6 protein-coding genes, 1 tRNA gene and 2 pseudogenes are annotated in these 13316 nt (G+C 70.8%); 8 read left to right on the forward strand and 1 reads right to left on the reverse strand.

The features are described from left to right. The first annotated feature begins 134 nt into the window (after nucleotides 1–134). The 3 genes and pseudogenes from gltB to pyk all read left to right on the forward strand — a co-directional run bounded on the left by gltB (nucleotide 135) and on the right by pyk (nucleotide 7715). Nucleotides 135–4702: pseudogene (gene gltB, locus MF408_RS19705) on the forward strand (glutamate synthase large subunit). Further along, nucleotides 4695–6167: pseudogene (locus MF408_RS19710) on the forward strand (glutamate synthase subunit beta). The pseudogenes gltB and MF408_RS19710 overlap by 8 nt, the downstream one beginning before the upstream one ends. An 84-nt stretch (nucleotides 6168–6251) precedes the next feature. Beyond that, complete coding sequence (pyk, locus tag MF408_RS19715; protein WP_240249077.1) at nucleotides 6252–7715, forward strand: pyruvate kinase; 1464 nt, start codon at nucleotides 6252–6254, stop codon at nucleotides 7713–7715. Between the two features lie 115 nt (nucleotides 7716–7830). Here pyk and MF408_RS19720 read toward each other — a convergent pair. Next, a tRNA-Leu gene (locus MF408_RS19720) sits at nucleotides 7831–7903 on the reverse strand. Nucleotides 7904–8007: 104 nt separating this feature from the next. On the opposite strand from MF408_RS19720, the gene MF408_RS19725 reads away from it, so the two are divergent. The 5 genes from MF408_RS19725 to MF408_RS19745 all read left to right on the forward strand — a co-directional run bounded on the left by MF408_RS19725 (nucleotide 8008) and on the right by MF408_RS19745 (nucleotide 13108). Beyond that, on the forward strand, nucleotides 8008–8610 hold the full coding sequence (locus MF408_RS19725) for a response regulator (RefSeq protein ID WP_275693238.1): 603 nt from the start codon (nucleotides 8008–8010) through the stop codon (nucleotides 8608–8610). 171 nt (nucleotides 8611–8781) lie between these two features. Further along, the gene (locus tag MF408_RS19730) at nucleotides 8782–10155 is read left to right on the forward strand and encodes a branched-chain amino acid ABC transporter permease (RefSeq protein WP_240249078.1); all 1374 of its coding nucleotides are present in this window, start codon (nucleotides 8782–8784) and stop codon (nucleotides 10153–10155) included. Nucleotides 10156–10168: 13 nt separating this feature from the next. Then, complete coding sequence (locus tag MF408_RS19735) at nucleotides 10169–11398, forward strand: branched-chain amino acid ABC transporter permease (RefSeq protein ID WP_240249079.1); 1230 nt, start codon at nucleotides 10169–10171, stop codon at nucleotides 11396–11398. Beyond that, nucleotides 11391–12347 (forward strand): ABC transporter ATP-binding protein, encoded by a 957-nt coding sequence (locus MF408_RS19740; RefSeq protein ID WP_240249080.1) that lies wholly within the window; start codon nucleotides 11391–11393, stop codon nucleotides 12345–12347. Before MF408_RS19735 ends, MF408_RS19740 begins: the two co-directional genes overlap by 8 nt. After that, entirely contained in the window at nucleotides 12344–13108 is a 765-nt protein-coding gene (locus tag MF408_RS19745; protein ID WP_240249081.1) for an ABC transporter ATP-binding protein, read from the forward strand. Before MF408_RS19740 ends, MF408_RS19745 begins: the two co-directional genes overlap by 4 nt. Nucleotides 13109–13316 lie beyond the last annotated feature (208 nt).

Below are 13316 nucleotides of genomic sequence, written 5' to 3' on the forward strand. Positions count from 1 at the left end.
TTCACGCCCTGTCACGCGGTGGTAACGTGTGCCCTCCGCCGCGTGGGCCAACGCCGTCCCTAGCGCCCCACCTTCTGCTTTTCGCCGCCGCCTCGGTGCGTCGGCCGGCAGACGAAGCCGACGGGAGAACTCTGGTGCCGTACTCGCACGCGTTCCCGCCGCCGCAGGGTCTGTACGACCCGAGTCACGAGCACGACGCCTGTGGCGTCGCCTTCGTGGCGACCCTGACCGGCGAGGCCAGCCACGACATCGTGGCGAAGGCCCTGACCGCCCTCCGCAACCTGGACCACCGGGGTGCGGCCGGGGCGGAGCCCAACTCCGGTGACGGTGCGGGCATCCTGATGCAGGTTCCCGACGCCTTCCTGCGCGAGGTCACCCGCGAGGCGGGCTTCGAGCTGCCCGAGCAGTGGTGCTACGCCGTCGGCACGGCGTTCCTCCCGGGCGACGAGGAGCAGGTCGCCAAGACCCGCAGCCGGATCGAGGAGATCGCGGCCGAGGAGGGTCTCTCGGTCATCGGGTGGCGCGACGTGCCCGTCGACCCCGACGTCCTCGGCACGATGGCGCTGAGCGTGATGCCGACGTTCAGCCAGGTGTTCGTCCAGGCCTCGGGCCAGCGGCTCACCGGCATGGCGCTGGAGCGGCGCGCGTTCTGCCTGCGCAAGCGGGCGGAGAGCGAGGCCGAGGTCTACTTCCCGTCGCTGTCGTCGCGCACCCTGGTCTACAAGGGCATGCTGACGACCGACCAGCTCGACAAGTTCTTCCCCGACCTCGTCGACGAGCGGATCGCGTCGGCGCTGGCCGTGGTGCACTCGCGCTTCTCGACCAACACGTTCCCCAGCTGGCCGCTGGCCCACCCGTTCCGGTTCATCGCCCACAACGGCGAGATCAACACCGTGATGGGCAACCGCAACTGGATGCGGGCCCGCGAGGCGCTGCTCGACAGCGACCTCATCCCCGGCGACCTCGAGCGGCTCTACCCGGTCTGCACGCCCGGGGCGTCCGACTCCGCGTCGTTCGACGAGGTGCTCGAGCTGCTCCACATGGGCGGCCGCAGCCTCCCGCACTCGGTGCTGATGATGATCCCGGAGGCGTGGGAGAACCACGCCGAGATGGACGAGAAGCGCCGCGACTTCTACCGATTCCACTCCACGCTGATGGAGCCGTGGGACGGTCCCGCGTGCGTCGTCTTCACCGACGGCACCCAGATCGGCGCCGTGCTCGACCGCAACGGCCTCCGTCCGTCGCGGTTCTGGGTCACCGACGACGGCCTCGTCGTCCTCGCCTCCGAGGTGGGCGTGCTCGACATCGACCCGGCCACGGTGGTGCGCAAGGGGCGCCTCCAGCCCGGCCGGATGTTCCTCGTCGACACCGACGAGCACCGGATCATCGAGGACGAGGAGATCAAGGACGAGCTCGCCGCCGAGCAGCCGTACGGCGAGTGGCTCCACGCCGGCCTGGTCCACCTCGACGACATCCCCGAGCGCGAGCACATCGTGCACACCCACGCCTCGGTCACGCGCCGGCAGCAGGTCTTCGGCTACACCGAGGAGGAGCTGCGGGTCATCCTCACGCCGATGGCCAACACCGGCGGTGAGCCGATCGGCTCGATGGGCACCGACACGCCGATCGCGGCGCTCAGCGAGAAGCCGCGGCTGCTGTTCGACTACTTCAGCCAGCTCTTCGCCCAGGTCACCAACCCGCCGCTCGACGCGATCCGCGAGGAGCTGGTGACCTCCCTCAACGGCACCATCGGCCCGGAGGCCAACCTGCTGCAGCCGACGCCGGCGTCGTGCCGCCAGGTCGTGCTGCCGTTCCCGGTGATCTCCAACGACGACCTGGCCAAGATCCGCCACATCAACCGCGACGGCGACATGCCCGGCTTCGCCACCCACGTCTCCCCGCGGCCTCTACCCGGTCGAGGGCGGCGGCGCCGCGATGGCGCAGCGGATCGACGAGATCTGCCAGGAGGTCTCCGACGCGATCGCCAAGGGCGCGCGGGTCATCGTGCTCTCCGACCGCCACTCCACCCAGGAGAAGGCGCCGATCCCGTCGCTCCTGCTCACCGGCGCCGTGCACCACCACCTGGTGCGCGAGAAGACCCGCACCCAGGTCGGTCTCCTCGTCGAGGCCGGCGACGTCCGCGAGGTGCACCACGTCGCGCTGCTCGTGGGCTACGGCGCCGCCGCGGTCAACCCCTACCTCGCGATGGAGTCGGTCGAGGACCTCGCCCGGCAGGGCTTCTTCGTCAAAGTCGAGCCCGAGCAGGCGGTCGCCAACTTGGTGAAGGCGCTCGGCAAGGGCGTGCTGAAGGTGATGTCGAAGATCGGCGTCAGCACCGTGGCGTCCTACACCGGCGCCCAGATCTTCGAGTGCATCGGTCTCTCCCAGTCCGTCGTCGACAAGTACTTCACCGGAACGACCTCCAAGCTGGGCGGCGTCGAGCTCGACGCGATCGCCGAGGAGGTCGCCCGCCGGCACGCCACGGCGTACCCCAAGGACGGCATCGCGCCGGCCCACCGGGCGCTGCCGGTGGGCGGCGAGTACCAGTGGCGCCGGGAGGGCGAGCCGCACCTGTTCGACCCCGAGACCGTGTTCCGGCTGCAGCACTCCACCCGGACCGGCCGCTACGACATCTTCAAGCAGTACACGCAGGCCGTGGACGAGCAGGCGGAGCGGCTGATGACGCTGCGCGGGCTCTTCAAGTTCAAGGACCCGGCCGACCTCGGTCGCGCCCCGGTGCCGGTCGACGAGGTCGAGCCGGTGTCGGAGATCGTCAAGCGGTTCTCCACCGGCGCCATGTCCTACGGCTCGATCAGCAAGGAGGCGCACGAGACCCTCGCGATCGCGATGAACCGGCTGGGCGCGAAGTCCAACACCGGTGAGGGCGGCGAGGACCCCGATCGGCTCTACGACCCCGAGCGGCGCAGCTCGATCAAGCAGGTCGCGTCGGGCCGGTTCGGTGTGACGTCGGAGTACCTCACCAACGCCGACGACATCCAGATCAAGATGGCGCAGGGCGCGAAGCCCGGCGAGGGCGGCCAGCTGCCCGGCAACAAGGTCTACCCCTGGGTGGCGCGCACCCGGCACTCGACGCCGGGTGTGGGCCTGATCAGCCCGCCGCCGCACCACGACATCTACTCCATCGAGGACCTGGCGCAGCTGATCCACGACCTCAAGAACGCCAACCCGGCGGCACGGGTGCACGTGAAGCTCGTGTCGGAGGTCGGTGTCGGGACGGTCGCCGCCGGCGTCTCCAAGGCGCACGCCGACGTCGTGCTAATCTCCGGCCACGACGGCGGCACCGGCGCGTCGCCCCCTGACGTCGCTCAAGCACGCCGGCGGGCCCTGGGAGCTAGGTCTCGCCGAGACCCAGCAGACGCTGCTCCTCAACGGCCTGCGCGACCGGATCGTCGTGCAGACCGACGGCCAGCTCAAGACCGGCCGCGACGTCGTGGTCGCCGCGCTGCTCGGCGCCGAGGAGTTCGGCTTCGCCACCGCGCCGCTGGTGGTCTCGGGCTGCATCCTGATGCGGGTGTGCCACCTCGACACCTGTCCGGTCGGCGTCGCGACCCAGAACCCGGTGCTGCGGTCCCGGTTCAGCGGCAAGCCCGAGTTCGTCGTGAACTTCTTCGAGTTCATCGCCCAGGAGGTGCGCGAGCTGCTGGCCGCGCTCGGCTTCCGCTCGATCGACGAGGCCGTCGGCCGGGTCGAGTCGCTCGACACCGTCGGCGCGATCGACCACTGGAAGGCCTCCGGGCTCGACCTGGCGCCGATCCTGCACCAGGTCGAGGTCGCCGAGACGCACTTCCCCGACCAGGACGTGCGGCGCACCAAGGTCCAGGACCACGGGCTGGAGCGGTCGCTCGACGTCACCGAGCTGGTCCCGCTGGCGGAGCCCGCGCTCGAGCGCGGCGAGCCCGTGCGCGCCCAGCTGCGGATCCGCAACGTCAACCGCACCGTCGGCACGATCCTCGGGCACGAGGTGACCAAGCGGTACGGCGGCGACGGCCTGCCCGACGGCACCATCGACCTGACGTTCACCGGCTCGGCCGGCCAGTCGTTCGGGGCGTTCGTGCCGCGCGGGGTGACGCTGCGGCTGGAGGGCGACGCCAACGACTACGTCGGCAAGGGGCTCTCCGGCGGCCGGCTGGTGATCCGGCCCGACCGCTCGGCGCCGTTCAAGGCCGACGAGCACATCATCGCGGGCAACACGATCGCCTACGGCGCCACCTCGGGCGAGATCTACATCCGCGGCGGCGTGGGGGAGCGGTGCTGCGTGCGCAACTCCGGGGCGCGGGTCGTGACCGAGGGCGTGGGCGACCACGGCTGCGAATACATGACCGGCGGCCGGGTCGCCGTCCTGGGGCCGACCGGCCGCAACTTCGCGGCGGGCATGTCGGGCGGCATCGCCTGGGTGCTGGACCTGAAGGAGCAGCGCGTCAACGGCGAGCTGGTCGAGCTCGGCCCGGTCGCCGAGGCGCACCGCGACGAGCTGCACGACATGGTGCGCCGGCACCACGAGGAGACCGGCTCGAAGGTCGCAGAGGCGCTGCTCGCCGACTGGGAGGCCGCGCTCGAGCGGTTCACCGAGGTGATGCCGCGTGACTACCGGATCGTCCTCGAGGTGAGGGCGAAGGCAGAGGCCGACGGCCTCGACGAGGACGCGACGGCGAACCGGATTATGGAGGTGCTCCATGGCTGACCCGAAGGGATTCCTGAAGCACGGCCGGCAGGTCGCCGAGCGGCGGCCGGTCGAGGAGCGCGTGCGCGATTGGAACGAGGTCTATCCCGGCGGTGCCGGCCGGGCGCTGCTGCCGATCATCACCGAGCAGGCCGGGCGGTGCATGGACTGCGGCATCCCGTTCTGCCACCAGGGGTGCCCCCTCGGCAACATCATCCCCGAGTGGAACGACCTGGTCTGGCGCGACGACTGGCAGGGGCGCCATCGAGCGGCTGCACGCGACCAACAACTTCCCGGAGTTCACGGGCCGGCTCTGCCCGGCGCCGTGCGAGACCGCGTGCGTGCTCGGCATCAACCAGCCGGCGGTGACGATCAAGAACGTCGAGGTCTCGATCATCGACAAGGCGTGGGACTCCGGGTTCGTGACGCCGCAGCCGCCGGAGTGGCTCTCGGGCCGGACGGTCGCCGTCGTCGGCTCGGGCCCCGCGGGCCTGGCCGCCGCCCAGCAGCTGACCCGGGCCGGCCACACGGTCGCCGTCTACGAGCGCGCCGACAAGCCCGGCGGGCTGCTCCGCTACGGCATCCCCGAGTTCAAGATGGAGAAGCAGCACCTCGACCGGCGCCTCGAGCAGATGAAGCGGGAGGGCACGGTCTTCCGCTCCGGGGTCGAGGTCGGCACGGGGGACCTCACCGGCGCCGCGCTCCGCGACCGCTACGACGCCGTCGTGCTCGCCGTCGGCTCGACCGTGCCCCCGTGACCTGGCGGTGCCGGGCCGCGAGCTGCGCGGCATCCACCAGGCGATGGAGTTCCTGCCGCAGGCCAACCGGGTCGCGCTCGGCGAGGAGGTGCCCGACCAGATCCGCGCCGACGGCAAGCACGTCGTCATCATCGGCGGCGGTGACACCGGCGCCGACTGCCTCGGCACGTCCACCCGACAGGGCGCCGCGTCGGTCACCCAGCTGGAGATCATGCCGGAGCCGCCGGCCGACCGGCCCGGCAGCCAGCCGTGGCCGACGTACCCGATGGTGTTCCGGGTCTCCTCCGCGCACGAGGAGGCGGGGGGATCGGGTCTACTCGGTGTCGACGAAGGAGTTCGTCGGCGACGAGCACGGCAACGTGAAGGCGCTGCGCCTGGTCGACGTCACCTTCGAGGACGGCCGGCTGGTCGAGATCGAGGGGACCGAGCGGGAGATCGCGGCCGACCTGGTGCTCTTCGCGATGGGATTCCTCGGCCCCGAGAAGGAGGGGCTGGTCGAGCAGCTCGGCGTCGACCTCGACGGGCGCGGCAACGTCGTCCGCGACGGCGACTACATGTCGACCGTCCCGGGGGTGTTCGTCGCCGGCGACGCCGGCCGAGGGCAGTCGCTCATCGTGTGGGCGATCGCCGAGGGGCGGGCGGCCGCGGCCGCGGTCGACCGGTTCCTCACCGGCTCCACGACGCTGCCGGCCCCGATCCCGCCGACCGCCCGGCCGCTGGCCGTCTGACGCCGGACCGGGGTGCCGGACCTACTGTCCAGTACCCCGGTCCAGACGGTTTGGATCGATCACATGCCCACTAGGGTTGGGGTCGTGCGAAGAGCCAAGATCGTGTGCACGCTGGGCCCCGCGACCAGTTCCGAGCGGCGGATCCGTGAGCTCGTCTACGCCGGGATGGACGTCGCCCGGCTGAACATGAGCCACGGCAGCCATGCCGACCACGCCGATGTCTACCGGCTGGTGCGCGAGGCGTCGGACGCCAGCGGCCGCGGGGTCGGCATCTTCGCGGACCTGCAGGGGCCGAAGATCCGGCTCGAGCGGTTCGCCGACGGGCCGGTGCGGCTCGAGCGTGGCCAGGAGTGGACGATCACCACCCGCGACGTGCTCGGCGACGAGAAGGTCTGCGGGACGACGTACAAGGGGCTTCCCGGTGACGTCTCGCCCGGCGACCCGATCCTGATCGACGACGGCAAGGTCAAGCTCCGCGTCGTGGAGGTCGAGGACACCGACGTCACCACCGAGGTGCTCGTCGGCGGCCCGGTGAGCAACAACAAGGGCATCAACCTGCCGGGGGTGGCGGTCTCGGTGCCGGCGCTGTCGGAGAAGGACGCCGAGGACCTGCGGTTCGCGCTGCGGCTGGGCGTCGACTTCATCGCGCTGAGCTTCGTGCGCAGCGCCGCCGACGCCGAGGACGTGCGGAAGGTGATGCGCGAGGAGGGCATCATCATCCCCGTCATCGCCAAGATCGAGAAGCCGCAGGCGATCGACAACCTCGACGACGTGGTGCAGGCGTTCGACGGGTTCATGGTCGCGCGGGGCGACCTGGGCGTGGAGTGCCCGCTCGAGGAGGTGCCGTTCCTGCAGAAGCGGGTCGTCGTCGCCGCTCGCGAGAACGCCAAGCCGGTCATCGTGGCCACCCAGATGCTGGAGTCGATGGTCACCAACCCCGCGCCGACCCGCGCCGAGGCCAGCGACGTGGCCAACGCCGTGCTCGACGGCGCCGACGCGGTGATGCTCTCCGGCGAGACCAGCGTGGGGGAGCACCCCGTGCACACGGTGGAGACGATGGCGCGGATCGTCGCCGCCACCGAGGCGCACGCGCTCACCGACGAGACCTTCACCGGCTTCGGCCGCATCGAGTGGGACCCCCACACGCGCGCCGGCGTGATCACCAAGGCGGCCGAGGAGGTCGCCCAGCGGGTCGGGGCCAAGTACGTCGTCGCGTTCACCCAGTCCGGCGACTCCGCCCGGCGCCTCGCCCGGCTGCGCAGCGGGATCCCCGTGCTCGCGTTCACCCCCGAGGCACGGGTGCGCTCCCAGCTCGCCATGACCTGGGGCGTCGAGGCGTTCAAGACCAGCACCGTCGAGCACACCGACGAGATGGTCCGCCAGGTCGACGAGGAGCTGCTGCGCATCGGTCGCGTCGTCGAGGGCGACCTGGTCGTCATCGTCGCCGGCAGCCCGCCGGGCATCCCCGGCTCCACCAACGCACTGCGGATCCACCGGATGGGCGACGCCATCAACGAGGTCGCGCCGGCCTACCGCCGCGCCCGCTGAGGCGGCTCAGCGCTTCGGGCCGAGCCCGCGCCGACCGCGGACGTCATACGGAGAGTGGGCGATCGCCCTCGCCCCGTATGACGTCCCCCGGTGTCCGCGAACAGCGATGCCGCCGTGCCCCGGGTGAGATTCGAACTCACACTGGATGTGGTTTGAGCACATTGCCTCTGCCGTTGGGCTACCGGGGCAGCGAGCGAAACGGTAACGGATGGTCGGAGCGCGCGTGACGCGGCGTCGTCCAAGGGCGCGGAGTGGGCCGCCACGGGAGTGCCGCGCCCGATAACCTTGCTCCGTGACCGAAGCCAGCACTCCGCGCACCGTCGTCATCGCCGAGGACGAGACCCTGATCCGGATGGACCTCGCCGAGATGCTGGCTGAGGAGGGCTACGACGTCGTCGGGCAGGCGGGCGACGGGCAGAAGGCCATCGAGCTGGCCGAGGAGCTGCGGCCGGACCTGGTCATCCTCGACGTGAAGATGCCGGTGCTCGACGGGATCTCCGCCGCGGAGAGCATCGCCGGCCACCGGATCGCGCCCGTCGTGATGCTGACCGCGTTCTCCCAGCGCGACCTGGTCGAGCGGGCCCGCGAGGCGGGCGCGATGTCCTACCTCGTCAAGCCGTTCTCCCAGTCCGACCTGGTGCCGGCGATCGAGATGGCGATCAGCCGGTTCGCCGAGATCAAGCAGCTGGAGGCGGAGGTCGAGGACCTGCAGGACCGGCTGGAGACGCGCAAGGCCGTGGAGCGCGCGAAGAGCGTGCTGCAGGAGCAGCTCGATCTGACCGAGCCGGACGCGTTCCGCTGGATCCAGAAGACCGCGATGGACCTCCGGATGTCGATGCGCCAGGTCGCCGAGGGCGTCGTCACCCACGGCGTGCCCGGCGGTTCGGGGTCCTGACCGCCCGGCGGGCCGGCGCGAGCGGCCGCCGTAGATCACACCTGTGTAACGCCATGTCACCGTTCGGTGTCGATCGGGGAATCGCGGCCCAGGGTGGCCCAGGTCACGTGCGCTGCCCCTAGACTCCCTCCACGTTCGCCGCAGTGAGCGGCGGTGCGAGGAGGAGACTGCGTGAGGTTCGAGGGTCGACGAACGGCGGGCAAGGCCCCCGTCGCGCGATGGCTACTGGTGGCAGCAGCACTTCTCGGGACCGTGGTCCTCGTCGGAGGTCCTGCTGCTGCCGAGACCGAGGCGTGCCGGGCCAGTGCGGAGCAGGGCTGCCTCACCGGCACCCTCGACACCGGTGAGGAGAGACTCGCGGACGTCGAGGTGCTGGTCACCCCGGTCGACCAGCAGGGGCAGCCGCTGCCCGGCGTCGAGCCGACCACCGTGACCACCGACGACAACGGCGTCTGGAGCTTCGCGTTCAGCGAGCAGGGCCGGTTCCAGGTCGAGATCGTGGAGGACTCGCTGCCCGACGGCGTCGACGCGCTGCCGTCGGAGAACAAGCTCCTCAAGGGGCCTGGCAACTCGGTGTTCGTCAACGGCCAGCTCGGCGGCCTCGCCAGCGGCCAGCCGGTGATCCTCGGCATCCGCGCCGAGGGCTTCGAGGCCGAGGGCAGCGACCTCGATTACTTCCTGCAGAGCTCGGTCAACGGCATCCGCCTCGGCCTGCTCCTCGCCCTCGCCTCGATCGGTCTCTCGCTGATCTACGGCACGACCGGCCTCTCCAACTTCGCTCACGCGGAGCTGCTCACCCTCGGCGGCTTCCTCGGCTACCTGCTGGTCAACACGTTCGGCCTCCCGCTCTGGCCGGCGGTCGCGCTGGTGGCGGTCCTCGCCGGTGCGTTCGGCTGGTTCCAGGACCGGGCGCTCTGGCAACCACTACGCCGCCGCGGCCTCGGCCTCATCCAGCTGATGATCGTGACGATCGGGCTCTCCCTTGCCCTGCAGTACGTCTTCCAGCTGGTCGACACCGAGACGATCCGCATCACCACCGGCATCCCGGAGAGCCTCCAGATCGGCTCGATCGGCATCACCTGGCAGTCGGTGATCGCGATGATCATCGCCGTCGTGCTGCTGATCGCCGTCGGCTTCGCCCTCGTGCGCACCCGGATCGGGCAGGCGACGCGGGCCGTCGCCGACAACCCCGCGCTGGCGGCCGCCTCCGGCATCGACGTCGACCGGGTGATCCGCCTCGTGTGGACCGTCGCGGCGGCGCTCGCCGGCCTCGCCGGCGTCCTCTACGCGCTGGTCACCAACGGCGTGAAGTGGGACTCGGGCATGCAGATCCTCCTGCTGCTCTTCGCCGCGGTGACGCTGGGAGGTCTCGGCACGGCCTTCGGCGCGCTCATCGGCGCGATGATCATCGGCTACGTCGTGGAGGTCTCGCCGGTGTTCGGGATGCCCAACGACTACAAGTACGCCACGGCGCTGGTGCTCCTGATCCTGCTGCTGCTGGTCCGGCCCCAGGGACTGCTCGGCCGGGCCGAGCGGGTCGGCTAGGAGGAACGAAGAGATGGTGGACGACAACAAGCACACGCAGCCGGTCCAGGACGAGGCCGAGGACGCCACCGTCGTCGACACGGCGACCGACATGAGCGACACCAGCGCCGCCGTCACCGCCGCAGCGGGTGGCGACGTCGGGCGGCCGCTGGTCAGCGACCGGGTGCGTCAGGCCGCGACGTACGTCGCCTGGGCCGTCGGAGCCCTCATCGTGCTGGCGATGGTGCTCGCCTTCCTCGGCGTCGACGCCGGGTGGCCGACCGAGGTCGGCTTCAGCATGCTCGACGCGGCCGTCGACCCGCAGACCGCTGCCGTCGCGGTCGCGGTGATCGGCCTCAACATCCACTTCGGCTACACCGGCCTGCTCAACTTCGGCCAGGCCGGCTTCATGCTGCTCGGCGCCTACGGCTTCGCGATCTCCATCTCCGAGGGCGTGCCGCTGGTCTTCGCGATCCTCATCGGGTTCGCCGCCTCCGGCCTGTTCGCGGTCGTGCTCGGCGTACCGACGCTGAAGCTGCGCGGCGACTACCTGGCGATCGTCACGATCTCCGCCGCCGAGATCGTGCGCTACGTCGGCCGGGCCGGGTCGCCGGCCGTGGTCTCCGAGCGCACGGGGGGACCGCAGGGCATCGAGGGTCAAGAGTTCCGCGGACCGATCAACGACCTGTCGTTCCTCGGCACCGGCGACTTCAGCATCGGCAGCCTCGACTACATCCAGACCGGCGCCAACAGCTGGTGGGTCCGGCTCGTCGCGTGGTGCATCGTGCTCCTCTGCGCGCTCGTGGTCTTCCTGCTGGTGCGCAGCCCGTGGGGCCGCCTGCTGCGCGGCGTCCGCGAGGACGAGGACGCGATCCGCAGCCTCGGCAAGAACGTCTTCGCCATCAAGATGCAGGCGCTGGTGCTGGGCGGCATGTTCGGAGCCCTCGCCGGCATGCTCTACATCCTCCCCGCCTCGCTGGTGCCGGACTCGATGGGACGCACGCTGACGTTCTACATCTGGACGGCGCTGCTCCTCGGTGGTGCGGCCACCGTGTTCGGGCCCGTGCTCGGCGCGATCCTGTTCTTCGTCGTGCGGATCCTGGTGACCGGCATCGCCGACAACACGGTGCCGGATTCGGTGCTCAACACCCAGCAGGCGGGCCAGTTCGGCTGGATCGTGATCGGCGTGTCGCTGATGCTGCTGGTGATCTTCCGGCCACAAGGCGTCCTGGGTGACAAGAGGGAGCTGCGCTTCAATGTCTGAGACCGCGACCGGTTCGCCGAACCTCGCCGACAAGGCCGCGCGCGTCGCGCTGATGTCCGGCGTCGCGCCCGAGCCCGGGGTCGCCAAGCCCGACCCCATCCTCAGCGTCGACAACATCGTCCGCCGGTTCGGCGGCATCACCGCCGTCGACGTCGGCCACCTGGAGGTCCAGCGCGGCATCATCACCGCGCTGATCGGGCCCAACGGTGCCGGCAAGACGACGTTCTTCAACCTCGTCACCGGCTTCGACCGGCCGAGCTCGGGCCGGGCCGCGTCGTGGACCTTCGACGGTCGCTCGCTGAGCCGTACGTCGGCGTCGCGGGTCGCCCGCGCCGGCATGGTGCGCACCTTCCAGCTCACCAAGGCGCTGAACCGGATGACGGTGCTCGACAACATGCTGCTCGGCGCGCCCGGGCAGACCGGCGAGCGGCTGCTCACCAGCTGGCTCAAGCCCACCTGGGCGAGCCAGGAGCGGGAGATCCGCGACAAGGCGCTGTCGCTGCTCGAGCGGTTCAAGCTGCTCGAGAAGCGGGACGACTTCGCCGGCAGCCTGTCCGGCGGCCAGCGCAAGCTGCTCGAGATGGCGCGGGCACTGATGACCGACCCGACGATGATCATGCTGGACGAGCCGATGGCGGGCGTGAACCCCGCGCTCACGCAGTCGCTGCTCGGCCACATCGAGTCGCTGCGCGACGACGGCATGACCGTGCTGTTCGTCGAGCACGACATGCACGTCGTACGCCACATCTCCGACTGGGTGGTCGTCATGGCGGAGGGCAAGGTCGTCGCCGAGGGCACCGCGGAGAGCGTGATGTCGCAGGAGGCGGTGATCGACGCCTACCTCGGAGCCCACCACGACACCGACCTCGGCGACGACTCGCTGCTGGAGGACGAGAACTTCGCCGCGATCGAGGCGGAGGCTGACCAGGAGAGCGAGAGCCGGGCATGACCAGCACCCCCGAGCAGTCCGTGGTGATCGAGGCCAAGGACGTCGTCGCGGGCTACCTCCCGGGCGTCAACATCCTCAACGGCTGCAGCCTCGTGGCCCGCACCGGCGAGATCGTCGGGATCATCGGCCCCAACGGCGCCGGGAAGTCCACGCTGCTCAAGGCGATGTTCGGCCTCGTGCGTGTGCACTCCGGCACCGTGACGCTCCGCGACCGCGAGATCACCAACATGCGCGCCAACCGGCTGGTCGAGCTCGGCGTCGGCTTCGTCCCGCAGACCAACAACGTCTTCCCGACGCTGTCGATCGAGGAGAACCTCCGGATGGGGCTCTTCCTCCGTCCGCGCAAGCTCTCCGAGCAGCTGGACCGGATGTACGAGGTGTTCCCCGTGCTCCGCGACCGGCGCACCCAGCGCGCCGGCGCCCTGTCCGGTGGCGAGCGGCAGTCGCTGGCGATGGCCCGCGCCCTGATGATGGACCCGTCGGTGCTCCTGCTCGACGAGCCCTCCGCCGGCCTCTCGCCGGTGCGGCAGGACGAGACGTTCATCCGCGTGCGCCGCATCAACAAGCTCGCCGGCGTCAGCGTCGTCATGGTCGAGCAGAACGCCCGCCGCTGCCTCCAGATCTGCGACCGCGGCTACGTCCTCGACCAGGGCCGCGACGCCTACACCGGCACCGGCCGCGAGCTCGCCAACGACCCCAAGGTCATCCAGCTCTACCTCGGCACGCTCGCCCAGGACGTCGACGGGAAGAAGGGCGCCTGAGGGCGCTCGGGCACGGCGTACGTCGGCTCGGCGCGCGTCGGCCGGCGTAGGGCGGCTGGCGTGCGGCGGCCCGGCGTACGTCCGCTGGCGTGCGGTGCCGCGGCGTGCGGCGGAGGCCCGGCCCAGGTCGGCCTCCTGGGCCGGGTCCCGTGACCGATCGTCCGCCCGCTCACCGCGGCGGCATCCGTCTGTGACCTGACGGGCAATC

The sequence above is a fragment of the Nocardioides sp. TF02-7 genome (assembly GCF_022437945.1).
Classification (GTDB): Bacteria; Actinomycetota; Actinomycetes; order Propionibacteriales; family Nocardioidaceae; genus Nocardioides.